This window comes from Flagellimonas sp. CMM7, assembly GCF_021390195.1.
In the GTDB taxonomy this organism is placed as follows: domain Bacteria; phylum Bacteroidota; class Bacteroidia; order Flavobacteriales; family Flavobacteriaceae; genus Flagellimonas.
Map to the genome: position 1 here is coordinate 2,687,501 of NZ_CP090003.1, position 21,444 is coordinate 2,708,944.

Sequence of the window (21,444 nt, forward strand, 5' to 3'; positions counted from 1 at the left end):
AGTGGAGCCAGAAAGGGCTGGGGTACATTATAACACCACTGTTTTGCATCCTGTTGATCCGGCTGATTTACATAGAAACCAAAGTGAAGTCCCGTCTTATTTTGTAAATAATCTGGTGGTTGACCCAGGGTATGATTTTGAGGGAGGAAATACTTGGAAACAAAATAAAGAAAGCTATTTTGACTTTAATGAAAGGGATACTAGGGATAGTTTATTAACTAATATCTATTCTAACATCATGACGCGCCAAATAGATACTTTAGGATTAACAGATGTCTTAAACAACGATTTTAGTCCCTCTTCTTCTGCTTCTGATGTTGTTGATGCAGGTTCAAGTGTTACTTCTTGGGGGATAACTTTCGATATGGATAATGCATCACGACCTTCTGGCAGTGCTTTTGATGTGGGAGCATATGAGTTTCAGTCTAGCGGGACTCCTTTGAAAGCCCAATTAACGGAAGATGTTGACCTGTTTGATGTACTTGTTGAAGAGCAAGCACAAACATTGTTTTACCCTAATCCCACAAGCTCTTCTTTTAGATTGGAAAATAGTAGTTATGAGGACGTTGTTATTCAACTAATAACTACCGAAGGAAGAATTATTCATACAGGTAATTATAAGATAGGAACAGCTTTTAATGTTGAAGAATACACTGCTGGACTTTATTTTTTGAGATTGATTACATCAGATAAGACTGAAGTGCACCGTTTAATAATTAGATGATAGAAAACAAAAACTCCCTAAAAAAATGCTTTAGGGAGTTTTCTATAAAGGGTTTGGTTGGGTATTTAAATTTAAACTCTTGGCAAATCACCATCACCTTTTAAAGGCAAATTTGATTTCCCCATTAGGAAATTGTCTACATGGTGAGCGGCCTCTCTTCCTTCAGATATTGCCCAAACGATTAAGGACTGTCCTCTCCTTTGGTCACCAGCAACAAAAATACCTGGAACATTGGTTTTGTAATCTTTTACTGAGGCATTAATATTGGTTCTAGTGTCCATTTCCAACCCCAACTGATCAGCTATCGTTGTTTCTGAACCTGTGAAACCAAGTGCAAGAAGTGCTAAATCGCATTTCCATTCTTTTTCCGTTCCTGCTACTTCTTTTAAGATAGGTCTTTGTCCTGGTACTTTTTCCCAGAAAACCTCAGATGTAACTAGGCCTTTTAAATTACCATTCTTATCACCAATAAATTTTTTGGTTGAAATGCTAAAGACACGTTCAGCACCTTCTTTGTGGGATGTGCTTGTTCTCAAGCGCATAGGCCAAAATGGCCATGGCTGCCCCTCAGGTCTTGCTGTGGTTGACTTGGGCATAATCTCAAAATTTGTTACCGAAACTGCTCCATGCCGAATTGAAGTTCCAATGCAATCGGAACCAGTATCCCCGCCACCAATAACAACCACTTTTTTTCCTTTGGCAGAAAGTTCCTCTCCTTCATATGGAATACCGTCAACTTTTCTATTGTTTTGCGGGAGAAAATCCATGGCTTGTACCACACCTTTTAAATCAGAACCGGGTATTGGAAGGTTTCTTCTAACTGTAGCGCCACCACAAAGGACAATGCTGTCATATTCCTTTTGAAGCTCATCCGCTTTAACGTCAACCCCAACATGGACACCAGTTTTGAAAATGATTCCTTCTTTTTCCATGACTTTGAGGCGTCTGTCAATTACATTCTTTTCCATTTTGAAGTCTGGAATTCCATAACGTAACAGTCCACCAATTTTTTCATCACGTTCCAAAACAGTAACGGAATGCCCTGCTCTATTTAATTGTTGAGCCGCGGCGAGTCCGGAAGGACCAGACCCTACGACTGCTACTTTTTTACCTGTTCGGGTTATAGGGGGTTCTGGTTTTATCCAGCCGTTTTTAAAGGCGGTTTCAACAATATTTTTCTCAATATTCTCAATGGAAACAGGGTCCTCATTAATACCCAATACGCAAGCCTCTTCACAGGGAGCTGGGCATAATCTACCGGTAAACTCCGGGAAATTATTAGTTGAATGTAGAATCTTAGTGGCTTTTTTCCACTTGCCTTGATATACGGCATCATTAAAGTCGGGAATAAGATTGCCTAATGGACAACCACTATGGCAAAATGGAATGCCACAGTCCATACATCGTGCGCCTTGATCCTTTAATTCCTTTTCTTTTAAGGGAACAGTAAATTCCTTATAGTTTTTGATTCTTTCCTTAACAGGTGCATAGGCTTCATCCTTCCTGTCAAATTCCATAAATCCCGTCGTCTTTCCCATGGCTCAAATTATAAGGTTTGTACTTTTTCTTTTTCTAATCGTATTAATGCTTGACGGTATTCTTCGGGAAAAACTTTCACGAATTTTGGTAAACATTCTTCCCAATTTTCAAGAATGTCTTGGGCTAAAGGACTCAATGTAGCATTGTAGTGGTTTTCAATGAGTTCTTTCAATTGTTTGACATCATTGTCTTCTTCAACAGATAATAAATTCAGCGTCTCGCCATTACATCTTTTCTCAAAAGAGCTGTCTTTGTCAAAAACATAAGCAATTCCGCCACTCATTCCTGCTCCAAAATTTCTTCCAACAGCCCCTAAAATTACCGCAACTCCTCCTGTCATATATTCACATCCATGATCACCAATACCTTCTACTACGGCTTTGGCTCCTGAATTTCTCACACAGAAGCGTTCACCAGCTTTACCATTAATATAAGCTTCTCCTGCGGTAGCTCCGTATAAAGTGACATTTCCGGTTATAATATTTTCCTCAGGTTTCAGTGTAGATGTATAGGGTACTTTAATGATTAGTTTTGCTCCTGAAAGTCCTTTTCCCAGGTAATCATTGGTGTTTCCGTTTACTGCCATGGTAAGCCCTTTTGTTGCAAAAGCGCCAAAACTCTGCCCGGCCGAGCCAGTAAAATTGAGTTTTAATGTGTTTTCAGGTAGACCGTCCGCACCATAAATTTTTGAAATTTCATTACTGATGATGGCTCCAACAGCACGATCTGTATTGTAAATTGGGAAATCCAACGAAATCTTTTCTTTTCTGAACAAAGCGGGATGTGCTTGGGCTATGATATCAAATTCCACGGATTTTTCAATGCTATGAACTTGCTTCTGAGTATTATGGAATTTGGTTCCTTCAGGAACATCCACTTGATAAAGGATAGGACTTAAATCAATACCAGCAACCTTGTAGTGTTCAATCGCCTTTTTCCTATCTAACTTTTGTACTTGACCAACCATTTCATCAATAGTCCTGAAGCCGAGTTTGGCCATAATCTCTCTTAATTCTTGGGCAACAAAATACATGTAGTTGACTACGTGCTCTGGTTTGCCTTTGAATTTTTTACGAAGCTCTGGATTTTGGGTAGCGATGCCCACCGGGCAGGTGTTTAGATGGCATACACGCATCATGATACACCCTGAAGCGACCAAAGGCGCCGTAGCAAAACCGAATTCTTCTGCCCCTAAAAGACAAGCTATGGCAACATCTCTTCCCGTTTTTAGCTGTCCGTCACATTCTAGAACTATACGGTTTCTTAAATCGTTCAAAACCAAAGTCTGTTGCGCTTCGGCAATTCCCAATTCCCATGGAAGTCCCGCATGTTTTAATGATGTAAGAGGAGATGCTCCTGTGCCTCCATCAAATCCAGATATAAGAATAACATCCGCTTTTGCTTTTGAAACTCCGGCCGCAACGGTGCCTACGCCAACTTCAGATACTAATTTTACATTAACCCTTGCCTCTCTGTTGGCAGATTTTAAATCGTAAATTAATTGGGACAAATCTTCAATGGAATAAATATCATGATGTGGCGGTGGGGAAATTAAACCAACATATGGGGTGGAATTTCTCGTTTTTGCTATTTCAGGATTCACCTTTGGACCTGGGAGTTGACCTCCTTCTCCTGGTTTAGCCCCTTGGGCCATTTTAATCTGAATTTCTTTAGCATTGGTCAGATAGTTGGAGGTAACTCCAAACCTACCTGAAGCAACTTGTTTTATGGCGCTGTTCCTCCAGTCGCCTGTTTGATTTTTATAAAAACGAGCCGAATCTTCTCCACCTTCACCAGAGTTGCTTTTTCCACCAATTCGGTTCATGGCAATCGCTAAATTTTCATGGGCTTCCTTGCTTATGCTTCCATAGGACATGGCACCGGTCTTAAACCTTTTTACAATTTCGGTCCATGGTTCTACTTCCTCAATAGGAATTGGGTCATAGTTTGAAAATTCAAACAACCCGCGGATGGTCATCAAGTTTTTTGATTGCTCATTAACCAATTTGGAATACTCTTTATACGTATCCGGCTCGTTATTGCGCACCGATTTTTGAAGTTTGGCAATACTTAATGGATTGAACATATGTTTTTCACCATCCCTTCTCCAACGATACTCTCCGCCAATCTCAATATCAAGATTGGCTGCTAACTCCTGAGTTTTGAATGCTTTTTTGTGGCGTTTTGCTATCTCCTTTTCAATTTCATACAAACCTATTCCTTGAATACGGGTTGGCGTATTGGGAAAGTATTTGTCTACCACTTTGGTATTTATACCTATGCATTCGAATAATTGGGAACCTCTGTATGAATTCAAAGTTGAGATTCCAATTTTATTCATCACTTTTAATATTCCTTTTCCAATGGCCTTGTTGTAGTTTTTTATAGCCTCATCAAAAGTGTATTCGGTAATATCATTCTCTTGAATTTGTTCCCCAATGATCTCATTGACCAAATAAGGGTTTATGGCACTTGCACCAAAACCGAAGAGCAACGCAAAATGATGTACTTCTCTTGGTTCCGCAGATTCAATAATGATACTGAGTTTAGAACGTTTTCCTAGTTTGCTAAGCCCACTATTTACGAATGAACAAGCCAGCAATGCAGGTATTGCTGCCATTTCGGTACTTATCATCCTATCTGAAAGAATAATAATGTTGGCTCCTTCATCTATAGCCAATGAAGCTTGATCCAAAATAGAATTTAGAGCTTCTTCCAGTCCATTGTGGCCTTTGTCAATTTCATAAAGAACAGAAATGGAGACTACTTTGTAATCTGGACTTGCATCGTAGTTTTTGATTTTGTCCAAATCCTCTTTGGAGATGACGGGATTTTGAATCTTTAGTTTTCTACAGTGATATTCTGATATGTTAAAAATATTTTGATCACTACCTAGTGTTAGGCTAATATCGGTAATTAATTCTTCCCTAATTCCGTCCAAAGGCGGATTGGTTACCTGTGCAAATAACTGTTTAAAGTAATTGTATATGAGTTGTGGGCGCTCAGACAATACTGCAATAGGGGTATCTGAACCCATAGATCCAATAGGTTCCTTGGCATATTTTGCCATTGGCAAAACAATAGTATTAATATCTTCTAAGGTATAACCAAAAGCAGCTCTTCGGGTTTCAATAGGGAACTCTCCATAAAAAACAGGACAATCATTATAAGGAATATCCTTTAGATGAACAAGATTGCTTTTCAACCATTTTTTATAAGGATGCTTTTTGGCAATGGCTTCTTTAACTTCTTCATCATTGATTATGCGGCCTTCTTCCATATTTACCAAGAACATTTTTCCTGGCTCCAGTCGTCCATGAAATTCAATATCTTCTGGCTCCAACTGAACAACCCCGGTTTCGGAGGACATGATTACATACCCTTTTTTGGTGACCGAATATCTAGACGGGCGCAATCCATTTCTATCTAAAACAGCACCTATATAATTGCCATCAGTAAATGGAATTGAAGCAGGTCCGTCCCACGGTTCCATTACACATGAGTTATATTCGTAAAATGCCCTCTTTGATTCTGACATTTCCGTGTTTTTCTCCCAAGCTTCTGGGACCAGCATCATCATGACTTCCGGAAGGGAACGACCAGTCATTAATAGCAATTCTACAACCATGTCCATACTGGCAGAATCTGATTTTCTAGGTAAAACTACCGGAAGTATCTTTTTGATATCCTCACCGAACCAATCACTTTTTAATAGTTCTTCTCTGGAACGCATTCTAGATACATTTCCTCTAAGGGTATTTATTTCTCCGTTATGGCACATATAACGGAAAGGCTGCGCTAAATCCCAAGTTGGAAATGTGTTTGTAGAAAAGCGTTGGTGAACTAGTGCTAAACGGGTAACCACTCTAGGGTCTAGAAGGTCTTCGTAATATCTGCTTATGTCATGAGGGACCAATAGCCCTTTAAAAATGATAATCTTGGTGGAAAGGCTTGGTAGGTAAAAGAATTGACTCTGTGAAAGCTTACTTTTGATGATGGCATGTTCTGTAATCTTTCTTGCGATAAAAAGCTTCAAATTGAATTGAAAATCATCTACAGAATCACCTTTTCCAACAAATACCTGCTTTACAAACGGTTCTGTTTCGGCTGCAATTCTTCCGGGTATGGAGCGGTTTACTGGAGCATCTCGCCATCCCAATAATTGTAATCCTTGATTTTTAATGTTTTCTTCAAAGGTTGAAACACAGAAATCTCGTTGGTTATCTTTTTGTGGCAGAAAAACATTGCTTACGGCATAATCACCAGCTTCTGGTAAATCGAACTTACATACTTCGGTAAAAAAGTCATGGGGAATATCAATTAGAATGCCGGCGCCATCACCAGTTTTACCATCTGAACTTACGGCACCTCTATGTTCTAGTTTATCTAATATCTCTAAAGCCTTATGAATAATATCATTGGACTTTTTTCCCTTTAGGCTACAAATGAAACCTGCACCACAGTTATCATGCTCAAATTCTGGTAGATATAATCCCTGTTTCTCTAACGTCATCATTATGGTATTTCTTCAAAAATATCATTTTATGTGAGTAAAATACAAGGTTTTGGTTCAATTGTAGATAAATCATCAACGTTTGGAATGAAACGTTAAAAAATATTCAAAATCAAAATTTGGGCATTGTTAATTTATGATTATCTCAAAAACACTAGTTGAAAATGGAGTTGCCTAAAGAAAAGAAGGGGTTGTTTTGAGTATACACTCAAATAAACTAAGTCGACCTCAGTTCTAACAGGGCTATAACTTAGAAAAAGAAAAAATAATCAAAGATGACCTATGATTTTAAAGGGTATAAGAAATTACAATGTTTTCTAATCTTTCAATATGCTTCTGGAAATCACAACTTTTTGAATTTCTGAAGTACCTTCATAAATCTGGGTGATTTTTGCGTCGCGCATCATTCTTTCCACATGATAATCCTTAACAAAACCGTTACCGCCATGTATTTGGACAGCTTCAACGGCGGTTTCCATAGCAACTTCGGAAGCATAGAGTTTGGCCATGGCACCGGAAAGCGTGTAGTCATTTCCATTATCCTTGTCACAGGCAGCTTGATAAACCAAATGGCGAGCTGCTTGAATTTTGGTATGCATATCGGCCAATTTAAATGCTATGGCTTGATGATTTGCAATTTCTGTTCCGAAGGCTTTACGTTCCTTTGAATATTTTTTGGCAAGTTCATATGCTCCAGCTGCTATTCCAAGTGCTTGTGCAGCAATGCCTATTCTACCACCGGCAAGGGTTTTCATGGCAAATTTAAACCCGAAACCATCCTCACCAATACGATTTTCTTTAGGTACTTTAACATCATTGAATAATAGAGAGTGTGTATCACTACCTCTAATACCCAGTTTATTTTCCTTAGGACCAATTTCAAAGCCATCCATTCCTTTTTCAACAATTAAGGCGTTTATTCCCTTATGTCCTTTTTCCACATCTGTTTGTGCTATAACCAAATAAACTTCTGCAGTACTACCGTTTGTAATCCAGTTTTTGGTTCCATTAACAACATAATGGTCACCTTTATCTATAGCGGTAGTTTTTTGCGAGGTTGCATCACTGCCCGCTTCAGGTTCAGAAAGACAAAAAGCCCCTATAATTTCTCCTGATGCCAAGCGAGTCAAATATTTTTTCTTTTGAGCTTCAGAACCAAAAGTTTCCAATCCCCAACATACTAAGGAATTGTTCACAGAAACTACTACTGAAGCTGACGCATCAACTTTAGATAGTTCTTCCATGACCAAAACATATGAAAGAGTATCAAGTCCACTACCACCATACTCTTCATTGACCATCATCCCTAAAAAGCCCAGTTCTCCCATTTTTTTCACTTGCTCTGTGGGAAATTTTTGCGCATCATCGCGTTCTATTATCCCGGGCAACAATTCATTTTGGGCAAAATCTTTTGCCGCTTGCTGTATCATTAACTGTTCTTCAGAAAGTGTAAAGTCCATGAAATTGAGAAATAAATAAAAATTGTATGCAAATATAGCCTTATGCTATGATTTTTTTGATAAACGGCATTAAAAAATGAGAATGATACAATGTTGTTCGTCGATTTATTAAAAGAGATGATTGTTTTTTGAATATTTTTCTAGGAATTAGATTATGTGGGAAAACTCATTTTGAATATCTTTAGCAAAGTAGACTGTTTTAAACAAAAGAAATTTCAACTAAATAAACCAACTAAACATGGAAACCATTCTCATTGCCATATTTGTTATTGGATACCTTGCCATTACCCTTGAACATAACTTAAAGATTGACAAGCTGATTCCCGCATTGGCAATGATGGCTATTCTTTGGGCAATGATGGCCTTTGGTATAGATGGGTTTACTACTTGGTTCGATTCTGGAAAACATGCTTTAATGGAAGGGTTCTCTTCTTTGGGGCATGAAGATAAAATGCATGTTTTGGAGGAGACGTTATTGCACCACTTAGGAAAGACCTCTGAAATATTGGTTTTCCTCTTAGGAGCCATGACCATTGTAGAGATTATTGATTATTTTGATGGTTTTGCAACTATAAAATCTTTTGTAAAAACAAGAAGTAAAAGAAAGATACTTTGGATTTTCGCTTTTCTGGCGTTCATTCTTTCTGCCATTATTGATAACCTTACCGCAACAATAGTTTTAATATCTATTCTACAGAAAATAGTTAAAGTTAGAAATGATAGATTATGGTACGCTGGTTTAATCATAATCGCGGCAAATGCTGGGGGCGCATGGTCTCCAATTGGTGATGTTACCACAACTATGTTATGGATTGGGAATAAAGTGACAACAGGTAAGTTGATAGGCTATCTGTTATTGCCATCCTTAATATGTATGTTGGTGCCAACCTTTATTGCTTCTTTTCTACCTGCTTTCAAAGGTAGTATTGATGTTGAGGAAACGGAACCTGCAAAATCAAAATTTGGAGCAACAATGCTGTATTTGGGACTTGGAGCAATAGTATTTGTTCCTATTTTTAAAACAATAACGCATTTGCCACCCTATGTGGGCATGATGTTGTCTTTGGCGGTAGTGGCAACTTTTGCAGAGATTTACAGCAATTCCAAGATTACCATTTCGTCTGTTGATCCTGAAAGCGATGCAGAAGCGCATCACAGTCCAGTACATAGTGCCTTAACTAAGATTGAGTTACCAAGTATATTATTTTTCCTCGGAATTTTAATGGCTGTTGCAGCTCTAGAATCCTTAGGATTGTTATTTAATTTTGCCGAAGGTCTTAAGCAAAGCACTCCCCTTATAGGAACTGAGATTGCGGGAACACAAATTTCGGATTTAGTTGTTATACTACTGGGTGTTGGATCAGCTGTAATAGATAATGTTCCACTTGTAGCTGCCAGTTTAGGGATGTTTTCTGAACCAGTGGATAACCCATTATGGCACTTTATAGCCTATTCTGCAGGGACAGGTGGAAGTATGTTAATAATTGGCTCCGCGGCAGGTGTTGTTGCCATGGGAATGGAAAAAATTGACTTCTTTTGGTACTTTAAGAAAATAGCATGGCTTGCATTCCTTGGATTTATCTCGGGAGCTATTTGCTTTGTTGTAATGCGATATTTTTTCTAAAAAATACTTTAGCTCAAAAATCTCCGTTATTATTGCAACTTAAATTGGGGATTTTATATGATTACTTTTCAAGATTTAGAAGAAGGGGCTGAGATGGGTGCATCTATTTCAGAAGAAAAAACCCTTTCTGTTATTGATTTAATAGTTAGTGGAGGAACGGGTAGTATCGTTATTATCATGGTGCTTTTTGTACTTCTCTTTGTGGCTATGTATATTTATTTTGAACGCATTTTCGCGATTAAAGCGGCTTCAAAAATTGACAAAAACTTTATGAATCAGATTCGTGATCATATCACGGGCGGTAAGTTGGAAGCAGCAAAGATTCTATGTGCACAAACAGATTCTCCCGTTGCCAGATTAACTGAGAAAGGCGTATCAAGAATAGGTAAGCCATTAGATGATATAAATACCGCAATAGAAAATGCCGGTACTTTAGAAGTATACAAACTAGAAAAAAACGTAAGTGTATTGGCTACTGTAGCCGGTGCAGCACCAATGATTGGGTTCTTAGGAACCGTAATTGGTATGATTTTAGCTTTCCATGAAATGGCAAGTAGCGGTGGCCAGGCGGAAATGGGTTCATTAGCTTCAGGAATTTATACTGCAATGACAACAACGGTTGCTGGACTTGTAGTAGGTATTATAGCCTATATTGGTTATAACCACCTAGTTAATAGAACAGATAAGGTGGTTCACAAAATGGAGGCTAATGCGGTTGAGTTTTTGGATTTGTTGAATGAACCTATCTAGAATTTCATTATGAAATTAAAAGGAAGAAATAAAGTAAGTCCAGATTTTAGCATGTCATCAATGACGGATATAGTGTTTCTGTTATTGGTATTTTTCATGTTGACTTCCAATGCTCCCAACGCTTTGGATTTGCTGTTGCCAAAAGCCAAGGGAAAGTCCACAAACACACAGAATGTTTCAGTAACTATTAATAAGAACTTGGAGTATTTTGTGAATAATGAACAGATAAACGAGGAATACATTGAAATTGAATTAAAAAAGGCACTTGAAGGTCAAGAAAAGCCTACAATCATTCTAAGAGCAGAAGAAAGCGTGGCAATTAAAGAGGCCGTCAACGTAATGGATATTGCTAATAGAAATAGTTACAAGGTTATCTTGGCTGTGCGGCCAAAATAATGTCATTTTTAGATACGAGACACAAGAAAAAATCATTCACGCTTACAACTCTTCTTTTAAGCGTGCTATTGCTATTGCTTTTTTATATTGGAATGACCTATATGGACCCGCCAATTGAAAATGGTATAGCCATAAATTTTGGCACCATGGATTTTGGTAGTGGTAAGGTGCAACCTACGGAAAAAGTACGTTCCGAACCCAAAAAGGAAGTGATAAAACCAATGAAAGAGGTTCAGGAGCAGGCTCAACCAAAAGAAGCTGCTCCAGAAGCATCGGTTGAAAAGGTATTAACCAGTGAGAACGAGGAAACCATCAGAATAAATCAACAAAAAGAGGCCAAACGTAAAGCAGATGAAATTGCTAAAAAAGCAAAGGCCAATGCTGAACGAGTTGAACGAGAGAAAAAACAAGCTGAGGAGCGAAAACGACAAGAGCAAGAATCAAAAAAGAAAAGCCTTGATGCCTTAATAGGGGGGATTGGAAAATCTGACGGAAAAACAACTGGAAGTGAAGGAGATGATGACAAGGCCGGGGACAAAGGGAAGCCAGATGGTGATCCGTATGCTACCAGTTATTATGGAGCCCCAGGAAGTGGGAGTGGAACAGGAGGATACGGATTAAACGGACGTTCTTTGATAAGTAAAGGAAAAGTGCAACAAGAATGCAATGAAGACGGTCGTGTTGTAGTAAGAATTGTGGTAGACAAAAATGGAAAGGTAATAAAGGCAACTCCGGGGGTAAAAGGAACTACAAATAATGCACCTTGTCTATTGGAACCGGCAAGAAAAACAGCATTTCTTCATAAATGGAACCTAGATTCCAATGCGCCATCCCAGCAGACTGGTTTTGTTGTTGTCAACTTTAAGTTAGGTCAGTAAATGACTTATAAAGAAACTTTGAATTGGATGTTTCAACAACTTCCAATGTATCAACAGAAAGGTGCGGAAGCCCTAAAAAACAAGCTGGACAACATTCTTTATTTTTCTGAAGTTCTAGGAAATCCCCATCAGAAATTTAAAAGTATACACGTAGCGGGCACAAATGGAAAAGGTTCTTGCAGTCACATGTTGGCGTCTATTCTTCAAGAGGCAGGATATAAGGTCGGCCTGTATACATCACCCCATTTAAAGGATTTTAGGGAACGAATCAAGATTAATGGGAAAACTATTGGCAAGGATAATGTAAAAAACTTCATAAAAACCCATCGAACCTTTTTAGAAAGCAATGAACTTTCCTTTTTTGAGATGACCGTTGGAATGGCCTTTCATTTTTTTGCGGAAGAAAAAGTGGATATTGCTGTTGTGGAAGTTGGTTTGGGAGGCAGATTGGATTCTACAAATATTATTGTTCCGGAAGTTTCCTTAATTACTAATATTGGGTTAGATCATACCCAAATCTTAGGAGGCACTTTGGAAAAAATAGCCTTGGAAAAAGCGGGTATAATAAAAAGAAACGTTCCCGTGGTCATTAGTGAAAGGCAGTCTGAAACTGAAGGGATTTTTAAGTTGATTGCTGCACAAAAAAAATCGGAAATTGTTTTTACTGATGAACTTCCAGCTAAAACGTATAAAACGGATTTACTGGGCAACTATCAACAGAAGAATATTCAAGGTGTAGTAGCTTCAATCAAAAAACTGAAAAATTTAAAAGTTGAAGACGCTCATATAAAAGCAGGGCTTAAAAGATGTGTTGATAATACCGGTCTTTTGGGAAGGTGGCAGATTCTTGGTAAAAAGCCAAAAATTATATGTGATACGGCACATAATAAAGAGGGGCTTAGCTTAGTGCTGGAGCAAATAGGAAAATTGGAACCTAGGCAGATCCATTTTGTACTTGGTTTTGTAAATGATAAAGCTTTAGATGATGTACTTTGTTTGTTTCCTAAAAATGCAGAGTATTATTTTGTAAAGCCCAATGTGCCAAGAGGTTTACAGGCTAAAGATTTAAAAGGTCGCGCAAGAAATTTTGGACTTATGGGAGAAATCTCTACATCTGTAAAAAAAGGTTTGGAGAAAGCATTGTCCAATGCTAAGGATGATGATTTAATTTATGTTGGGGGTAGTACGTTTGTAGTTGCCGAAGTGGTTTAGATATTTTACGTTTTTTCTTTTTGGTAACCAAAAAATGATGCTATATTTGCACTCCGTTTTAAGAACGGGCGCGTAGCTCAGTTGGTTCAGAGCACCTGGTTTACACCCAGGGGGTCAGGGGTTCGAATCCCTTCGCGCCCACAGTTAGAAACCCACCTCGAAAAGGTGGGTTTTTTGCGTTTTATATACTTGGTGGTCATTAGCAATCATACAATTTCTTCACTATTTTATAAAAACTACTTCCTTTTTTGTGTTCTTTCATTTACGATCTCTTTTCTATTTGTTTTCAGGATTTTAAAGATTAATAAGTAAGCAATCCCGATAAATATTTACGTAAACCCTTATCGGATAAAACTATAATATGCTGTTTTTGTGGTAATTATATAAAGTTTAATCTAACAATCTAAACATGAGAAAACTTATTCAACATTTTTTCTCTGCATATAAAACCCAACAGGAAGAGTGCAACGATGGATTAACATGTAAATATGTGAAATCTGGACTAACTCTTCAGGAGGCCACAGAGATTAAGCAGAAGATAGAGGAAGCTTTTGAACATGATAAGGTCTACAAGAATAATACAATATGCCTTAATGAGCTTTCATTGCATATAGCAAGGGATAGATATAAGGTTTCACAAGTACTAAATGAATATTTGGCAAAAAACTTCTATTCTTTATTAAATCATTACAGAGTAAAGGAGGCAAAAGATCTGCTTATATCTCAGCCATTTCTTAGTGTTAAAGCGATAATGTATGAAGTGGGTTTTAATAGTAAGACCAGTTTTTATAGTGCATTCAAAAAGGATACCGGTTTAAGCCCAAATGACTTCCGCAGTTTGGCAGTGTATGCTTCCTAAAGCAATTTTCGTTAAACTTTCCGATCTCACATCACCTCATCCATTTCTTTGTTCAAACTAAAATTTTGTTTTCTTATTTTTTAAGTAAAAATTTCCCAACCTCTAGAAATCTTACTCAATGGTTCGGGTTGATTCAATTAAATACTTAAAAATCAAATAGATAATATCATGTTTGTTAAATTTTAACAAACCTTTTAATCACTAAGTCGAGGTAATTAATTGTTAAAAAGGGTATTTCCCGTTGGGCTTGAATTATTTTATTGTTCGTCCCGTTGTAGAAGTACTTTAAATCTTAGGGCATATGATTGTTTTGTGGTTGCAATTGTAAAGGTAAGGCGGTGAGAGGCCTTACTACCTTAAAATAGAGACTTTCCAATAAGTTTTGTTTTCGTACTAGGGAGTATTATTTGAATTAGCTATCAAACACCTTATCCCGCCTGCCTTTCTCAGTTGCGCTAACTCATTAATTACTAACAAAACTTTTAACTCTATGAAAGTAAAGAAGCTATTTGGGACGCTCGTGTTCATGTTATTTTGTATGGCATTTGCTCGGTCTCAAGAAAAAACGATTACCGGTACAATCATTGATCAGACAGGGATACCACTACCTGGGGTCAATATTGTAGTCGACGGTACTACAAATGGAACCCAATCTGATTTTGATGGTAACTATTCCATTGTAGCAAGTATTGGTCAAACATTGGTGTACACTTACCTTGGTCAAAGACCGGCAAGGAGGCTTGTTGGATCGCAAAGTGTTATAGATATTCAAATGGAGGAGGACGCACAGGCTCTGGAAGAGGTAGTAGTGACGGCATTGGGTATTAAGAGGGAAAAGCAAGCCTTAGGATACGCAGTTGCCTCAGTTTCTTCAGAACAATTGGAAGAAAAAGCTGAAGGAGATCTAGGAAGAGTCTTAATAGGTAAAGCTTCTGGTGTTAATATTACACAGCAGAGTGGACTTTCTGGATCAGGAACAAACATTATTATTAGGGGATATAGTTCCTTTAGCCAAAGTAATCAACCTTTATTCATAGTAGATGGTGTTCCTTTTAATGGAGATACCAATGCTTCAGGTAGACAGGGATCCAGGCAAGATTTTATCAACGGTAACAATGGATCTAGTAGGTTTTTAGATTTAGACCCCAATAGTATAGAAAGTGTCAACGTGCTAAAAGGTTTGGCTGCATCTACACTTTATGGGTCCTTGGGTAGGAATGGTGTTATTTTAATAACAACTAAAGCTGGTGCTGGCGGTCAAGGTGCTAAAAAGACAGAAATTACAGTAAACAGTTCTTTGTTTTTTAACGAGATTGCCTCTACTCCAGAGTATCAAAATCAATATGGAAATGGTTTTGACCAGTCCTTTGGATGGTTCTTCAGTAATTGGGGACCTAGTTTTGATAGGGACGGAGTCTCTGGTTGGGGAAACAGTGCGGCTTTTGATGCCAATGGAACACTTCCACACCCTTATTCAACTTCCACTGCAGGGCAACAGGCTTTTCCAGAATTTGCTGGTGCAAGATATGAGTGGAGACCATATGATAGTTTTGGGGATTTTTTTAAAACCGGAACGGTTACTAACCTATCTATAAATGCAACTGGTAGTTCAGATGATGGTAAAATATCCTACAATGCCAATTATGGTCACTTAAAGGATATCGGGTTTACTCCGGGTAACAGTTTAAACAGAAACAATTTTGGTATTGGTGGTAGAGCGGTTCTTAGTAACAAGTTCACTATTACAGGGGCGTTAAATTTTGCAAGAACAAAGTTTATGTCTCCTCCGGTGGCCTTGAGTCAGGGTAACGGAGCAACCGGTTCAGGTTCTTCGGTATTTGGAGATTTATTCTTCACACCAAGGAGTATTGATGTACTTGGACTTCCTTTTCAAAGTCCAATTGATGGTAGAAGTATTTATTACCGTGACGGTAACGATATTCAACATCCATTGTGGACTGCTAATAATGCGGGAACAGAACAAGAAACTAACCGGGTTTTTGGTAACATGGGCATACAATATCAATTTAACGACAACTTAAATCTTATTTATAGGGTTGGTATTGATGTTTATAGCGAAAACAACCTGAATTTTCAAAATAAAGGAGGAATCAATGGAAACGTTCCACAGCCTAGATTGGCCAGTGGTATTTATGAAACATGGAACAATACCAATACTATTTGGGATCATAACCTGGCAATCAACGGAGATTACGACATAACTGAAAAGGTTGGAACAACATTTAACGTTGGTGTCAATGGAAGAAGAGAAGTGTTTAATCAACAGGGTGTTGCAAGTGATGCGCAGCAGGTTTTTGATGTTCTAAGACATTTCAACTTCCTAAATCAGAATGAGATTCAACAAACTTCACAACGTAACCTAGTTGGATTTTACGGACAATTGGAATTTGATTATGATAACTATCTGTATGTAACCTTAGCAGGAAGAAACGATTGGGTTTCCAACCTATCAACTGCTAACAGGTCACTTTTTTATCCTAGTGCCAGCATTTCTTTTGTGCCAACAAAGGCTTTTGATGGTCTTAAAAGTGAAAATGTACTCAACTATTTGAAAATAAGAGCTGGGTATGGTACTTCTGCTGGATTCCCGGATGCGAATTCCGATAATTTCCCGGTTTCTAACAGATTAGTTTTGGATACGCAAGATTTTCAAGATCCAACAGGGACCAACGTTGTAACAAATACAAGTCCATTAACACTTGGAAATCCAAATTTAAAGCCTGAACAAGTTTCAGAAATAGAATTAGGAGTTGAAACTAGATGGTGGGATGGTAGAATTACACTGGATGCCTCAGTTTATGAGCGTACAACCACAGATTTGATAGTTCAGCAGCCTTTGGATCCTTCCTCTGGTTTTTTCCAAACAAACACCAATGTTGGTGAAATCAAGGGAGAAGGAATTGAAGTAGATCTAGGGCTTAACTTTTTTAGAAGTCAAGAAGAAGGAGGTTTTAACTGGAATACCAATTTAAACTTTACTGCCAATGAGTCTGAGGTTATAGACCTAGGGCAGGAAACAGATTTGATCGTATATTCTGGTTTTGGTAACCTAGGAAACGCAGCAATAGAAGGACAACCATTAGGGGTAATATATGGAACCCGTATTCTAAGAGATGCGAATGGCCAATTTGTGGTCAATAGTATTGGAGACTTTGTTCAAGATCCGCAAGATGGGGTGATTGGTGATCCAAATCCTGATTTTGTAGCGAACATCAACAACACGTTCTCTTATAAAAATTTCAGCTTTGGATTTCAGTTTAACTGGACCCAAGGAGGAGATATCTGGTCCAGTACTATTTCTACCTTATTGGGTAGAGGCCTTATTGTTGAAACACTTGATCGTGAAAATACATTTGTACTGCCAGGTGTTCAAAGTGATGGCAGCGTGAATGATGTACAGATAAACAACTCGGATTATTTTTTCAATAACATTTTGGGAAATATTTCGGAACTACAAGTGTTCGATGCTACCGTACTTCGTTTACAGGAAGTTACATTAGGATACTCTTTGCCCAAGAAGTTTTTGGAAGACACACCTTTTGGTGCGCTTTCTTTCACTGTTTCCGGATTCAATCTTTGGTATGATGCAATCAACACTCCTAATGGTGCCAATTTTGACCCCAATACCTCGGGTACAGGAGTAGGTAATGGATTTGGATTCGATTTCCTTAATGGACCAAGTTCAAGAAGATATGGGTTCAGTGTAAAAGCAACATTCTAAGATGACTAAAAAAGATAGAAAAATGAAAATAAGAAGCAAACATATAGCAATGAGTCTCTTTACCGGACTCTTGATGATGACCTCTTGTGAAGTCACTGAGCTAGATATAACAAACGATCCAAACTTTCTAACGCCTGATTTAGCAGCTCCAGATTTCTTTATAACTTCTATACAAGAAGATTTTGCCAGACAATTGGACGGTGATGTTTCAGGTGATCCAAACGACAATTTTGTAAGTGGTGGTTTTCAATTTGGTGATGGGCTTTCACCCTTGGGAATGGAGCTTACCAGAGTAATGCAAATGTCCAGTAGGGATTATGAAAGTACTTACCAAGATAGTGATGTTGATGATGAATGGGATAATGCCTATAGAGGAATCCTTTTTGATATCAGATTAATGACGCCATTGGCGGAAGAAGCTGGGCAAACACGTCATTTAGGTATAGCTCAATTTATTGAAGCATATACGATTTCTTCGTTGGTAGACTTTTTTGGTGATATTCCTTATACGGAGGCAGTTCAAGCTCCAGAGATTGTTAATGCAACTTTAGATAGTGGTTTATCGGTCTATGAAGCAGCGCTTGCACTTTTGGATCAGGCGATCATCAATTTCACCAATACGTCATCTACCAATCCGCCTGTGGAGCTTTTTTATGGAAATGACTATACAAAGTGGGTTAAGGCAGCCAATACCTTAAAAATGAAGCTCTACCTTCAAACTAGGTTGGTAGATCCCGGAGCGATAGATGCCTTCGAAGCAATTGTCGCTTCAGGGGATTATATTACCGATACCGCGGATGATTTTGATTTTGTTTGGCCAGGTACTAGTGCCGCCCAACCAGATAATAGGCATCCAAGATATGGACTGAACTATGTTTCCAATGGTCCAGGCGATTATGCTTCCAATTGGTTGATGAACAAAATGCAAACAACCAATGACCCTAGAATTAGGTATTATTTTTATAGACAGACCAATGAGGTTCCTGGGCAGGAGATTCCGGCAGATGAGCAAACGTTGAGATGTTCACTACAAACCCCGCCATTGCATTATACTACAGGAGGATTTACTTTTTGTAATCTTCCAAATGGCTATTGGGGTAGAGATCATGGAGATGATGAAGGTGCTCCACCAGATGGTCCCCTAAGAACAACATGGGGAGTATACCCAGCAGGTGGACGTTTTGATGATGACAGTTTTAGTGCTGTAGCACAACCAACAGACCCTCTATCTAATGGAGGTGGGGGCGCAGGAGTCACTCCAATTTTGAATGCTTTTATGGTGGATTTTTGGAAGGCTGAGATAGAATTGGTAAAAGGCAATGCTGGATTGGCTCAAGGTTTCTTGGAAGCTGGAATTACAAAACAGATAGCAAAAGCAAGAAGTTTTGTATCAGTAGACCCAAATGCTGACCTCTCTTTTGAACCTCTGACATCAGATGTAACAGATTTTATTAATGGAGTGGTTACGGATTTTGGATCGGCAACAGGAGATGATCAGTGGAATATCTTGGCAGAAAGTTACTTTGTTGCTCATTACGGAAACGGAATAGAAACATATAACTTTTATAGAAGAACTGGATTTCCAAATAGTTTACAGCCTAATAGAGAGTTAGATCCAGGAAGTTTCCCAAGATCTATGTTCTATCCTAATCAGGCGGTGACTTCAAATTCCAACATAACGCAAAAGGCAAATCTTGCTGTACAGGTGTTTTGGGATAATAATCCAGCGGGACCTTCATTCCCTAATTCGAACTAATTAAAGCAATGACTGATAAAAATAATATTATGAAAAAAATAAGAACATACATATTATTCGCTATAGGGTTGATGACAGCTGTTTCCTGTTCGGAGGAAAAAATAGTGGATGACGTACAAGCAACAGTGGCGCGTGGTTTAGTATTAAGGACAGTAACCACTTTAGGGGATAATTTTAATATTTTGGACACAAGTTCAGTGTGGGGAAGGACTTTGGAAGCACAAGACGCTGAAGGTGGTGCCCTACTTTCGGAAATAAGAGTCTTTGTAACATTTGTTGACAATACCATAGAGGATGGTGACCCTGATTTAAGTACAGATGAAGCTTCTCTGCCAACTGTATCAGCTTCTAGCTTTACTGAAGGACCATTTGGATTTCCAAGAGGAGACGTGAGTGCGACTTATTCGGAAGCAATTGCTGCTACTGGTATAGATTTTGACGACATTGATGGAGGGGATGCTTTTAATTTTAGATTAGAAGCGGTACTTACAGATGGTCGTGTATTTACTAACAACGCTGCAGGTACAGTAGCTAATGGGTCATTTTTTAGCTCCCCATTTGCATATACTTCTCCTGTAGTTTGTCCGCCAACAGTTCCTACAGCAGGTGATTGGATAATAAATTTTCAAGATTCCTTTGGAGATGGTTGGAACAACGCAGCTTTTAGAGTTAGTATTGATGGCACCGAAACTGACTATACCTTAGCCAATGGTTTTGATGGTTCAGAGACATTTGTGGTTCCTGGCAGTGCACAGGTAATCTCTGTCATTTTTATATCAGGTGATTTTGACGGTGAAGTGACCGGACAGGTTATTTCGGCCAATGGAAATACAGTGGTAGATATTGATGGCGTTAATGGGACTATAACAGCAGAGGCAGAACTCATTGATTATTGTTTAAATAATCTATAGTTTAATTATATTATTTATTATAAATGGGGTCGTTCCAGAACGACCCTTTTTTATTATGCAAAAAACTGTGTTGAGTCCTATCTTTTTATTTGCTTTGCGGTATGATTGCCACAATTTGTAGAAAAGCACATTTTAATGCAGCGCATAGACTGCATAATCCTAATTGGAGCGATGAAAAAAATGTTGAGGTTTTTGGTAAATGCAATAGCCCTAACTATCATGGTCATAATTTTGATTTGGAAGTAAGAATTAGGGGAGAGGTAAATCCAGATACAGGTTTTGTAATGGATTTAGCGGTTTTAGGCACCCTGGTCAAAGAAGAAATTGAAGACAGGTTTGATCATAAGAATCTAAATGAAGATTGTCCAGAGTTTGCTGAGATACTGCCTACCACAGAATATTTTGTAAAGATTATTTACGATATTTTGAAACCGGAACTGGAAAAAAATCAACTACTGCATATTACGCTTCATGAAACTCAAAAGAATTCTGCAGAGTATGGGGATTGGTGACAATTTTACGATATTGCACTTCCTTTCTTAAAGGGATATTAGCTCAGTTGGTTTAGAGCGCTGCCTTGACAGGGCAGAGGTCACTGGTTCGAATCCAGTATATCCCACTTTTTCAGAGACTTATAGTACAGGCCTGAGATTTTCCAAACCATTTCACCCTGTTTTTAGAAGCAAGATTATAAATAGTATCTCTTATGATTCTGGGAATAAATGCCAATAGGGCCGAAACCAATCGCCATTTGGGTATTTTAGAAATAATTTTTAAAAAACCATCAGAGTGTGTGTGTTTTCCATGCTCATCAAAAAGGATTACGGTTTCCAACTGATTTATTGAGAATCCATATTGCTGCAACAAGTTTTGGCCTTGTGGAGATTGAAAAGGCACAAATTGAAAAATGTCTTCAGGAGCAAATTTTAATAACCACCCTACTACGCCATTACATAGGTTACATTCCCCGTCAAAAACAATTACACTTTTTTCCATGATCTATTTGGTTTGTTGATTACTATGTCGCATAAAACAAAAGGACATTTCAAGAAACCTAGCAATAAATGCCTGATTTTATAA

Annotated in this window: 15 protein-coding genes and 2 tRNA genes (1 of these 17 running past the window's edge); 13 read left to right on the forward strand and 4 right to left on the reverse strand. The window is 38.2% G+C overall.

Going from position 1 to position 21,444, the window contains the following annotated elements:
* Positions 1–724 carry the end of a T9SS type A sorting domain-containing protein gene (locus LV704_RS12160; RefSeq protein ID WP_163423653.1) on the forward strand. It extends 1,010 nt beyond the left edge of the window, so the window shows 724 of its 1,734 coding nt (coding positions 1,011–1,734); its start codon lies beyond the left edge, outside the window; the stop codon is at positions 722–724.
* Positions 725–795: 71 nt separating this feature from the next.
* Here LV704_RS12160 and LV704_RS12165 read toward each other — a convergent pair whose 3' ends face one another.
* The 3 genes from LV704_RS12165 to LV704_RS12175 form a co-directional block, all read right to left on the reverse strand.
* On the reverse strand, positions 796–2,262 hold the full coding sequence (locus tag LV704_RS12165; RefSeq protein ID WP_163423652.1) for a glutamate synthase subunit beta: 1,467 nt from the start codon (positions 2,260–2,262) through the stop codon (positions 796–798).
* An 8-nt stretch (positions 2,263–2,270) separates the two neighbouring features.
* A complete protein-coding gene (gene gltB, locus LV704_RS12170; protein WP_163423659.1) occupies positions 2,271–6,776 on the reverse strand; it encodes a glutamate synthase large subunit in 4,506 nt (1,501 codons plus the stop codon).
* A gap of 317 nt (positions 6,777–7,093) precedes the next feature.
* Positions 7,094–8,236 carry an acyl-CoA dehydrogenase family protein gene (locus LV704_RS12175; RefSeq protein WP_163423651.1) on the reverse strand — a complete coding sequence of 381 codons (1,143 nt, stop codon included), beginning with the start codon at positions 8,234–8,236 and terminating at the stop codon, positions 7,094–7,096.
* A 238-nt stretch (positions 8,237–8,474) separates the two neighbouring features.
* Here LV704_RS12175 and nhaD point away from each other — a divergent pair, with 238 nt between their 5' ends.
* The 12 genes from nhaD to LV704_RS12235 all read left to right on the forward strand — a co-directional run bounded on the left by nhaD (position 8,475) and on the right by LV704_RS12235 (position 20,983).
* Positions 8,475–9,860 carry a sodium:proton antiporter NhaD gene (gene nhaD, locus LV704_RS12180; protein ID WP_163423650.1) on the forward strand — a complete coding sequence of 462 codons (1,386 nt, stop codon included), beginning with the start codon at positions 8,475–8,477 and terminating at the stop codon, positions 9,858–9,860.
* 57 nt (positions 9,861–9,917) lie between these two features.
* Positions 9,918–10,610, forward strand: coding sequence for a MotA/TolQ/ExbB proton channel family protein (locus tag LV704_RS12185; RefSeq protein ID WP_163423649.1), 693 nt, complete (start codon positions 9,918–9,920; stop codon positions 10,608–10,610).
* A 9-nt stretch (positions 10,611–10,619) separates the two neighbouring features.
* A complete protein-coding gene (locus LV704_RS12190; RefSeq protein ID WP_163423648.1) occupies positions 10,620–11,006 on the forward strand; it encodes a biopolymer transporter ExbD in 387 nt (128 codons plus the stop codon).
* The gene (locus tag LV704_RS12195; protein ID WP_163423647.1) at positions 11,006–11,884 is read left to right on the forward strand and encodes an energy transducer TonB; all 879 of its coding nucleotides are present in this window, start codon (positions 11,006–11,008) and stop codon (positions 11,882–11,884) included. The genes LV704_RS12190 and LV704_RS12195 overlap by 1 nt, the downstream gene beginning before the upstream one ends.
* Positions 11,885–13,096, forward strand: coding sequence for a folylpolyglutamate synthase/dihydrofolate synthase family protein (locus LV704_RS12200; RefSeq protein ID WP_163423646.1), 1,212 nt, complete (start codon positions 11,885–11,887; stop codon positions 13,094–13,096).
* Positions 13,097–13,162: 66 nt separating this feature from the next.
* Positions 13,163–13,237 (forward strand) — tRNA-Val (locus LV704_RS12205).
* Positions 13,238–13,505: 268 nt separating this feature from the next.
* Positions 13,506–13,955, forward strand: a complete 450-nt coding sequence (locus LV704_RS12210; RefSeq protein WP_163423645.1) for a helix-turn-helix domain-containing protein — start codon at positions 13,506–13,508, stop codon at positions 13,953–13,955.
* Positions 13,956–14,445: 490 nt separating this feature from the next.
* Complete coding sequence (locus LV704_RS12215) at positions 14,446–17,697, forward strand: SusC/RagA family TonB-linked outer membrane protein (RefSeq protein ID WP_163423644.1); 3,252 nt, start codon at positions 14,446–14,448, stop codon at positions 17,695–17,697.
* Positions 17,698–17,719: 22 nt separating this feature from the next.
* On the forward strand, positions 17,720–19,453 hold the full coding sequence (locus tag LV704_RS12220) for a SusD/RagB family nutrient-binding outer membrane lipoprotein (protein ID WP_163423643.1): 1,734 nt from the start codon (positions 17,720–17,722) through the stop codon (positions 19,451–19,453).
* Positions 19,454–19,482: 29 nt separating this feature from the next.
* Complete coding sequence (locus LV704_RS12225) at positions 19,483–20,364, forward strand: hypothetical protein (RefSeq protein WP_163423642.1); 882 nt, start codon at positions 19,483–19,485, stop codon at positions 20,362–20,364.
* 101 nt (positions 20,365–20,465) lie between these two features.
* Positions 20,466–20,876 carry a 6-carboxytetrahydropterin synthase gene (locus LV704_RS12230; protein ID WP_163423641.1) on the forward strand — a complete coding sequence of 137 codons (411 nt, stop codon included), beginning with the start codon at positions 20,466–20,468 and terminating at the stop codon, positions 20,874–20,876.
* 32 nt (positions 20,877–20,908) lie between these two features.
* Positions 20,909–20,983, forward strand: a tRNA-Val gene (locus tag LV704_RS12235).
* Positions 20,984–20,988: 5 nt separating this feature from the next.
* Here LV704_RS12235 and LV704_RS12240 read toward each other — a convergent pair.
* A complete protein-coding gene (locus tag LV704_RS12240; protein ID WP_163423640.1) occupies positions 20,989–21,360 on the reverse strand; it encodes a thiol-disulfide oxidoreductase DCC family protein in 372 nt (123 codons plus the stop codon).
* Between the last annotated feature and the right edge of the window lie 84 nt (positions 21,361–21,444).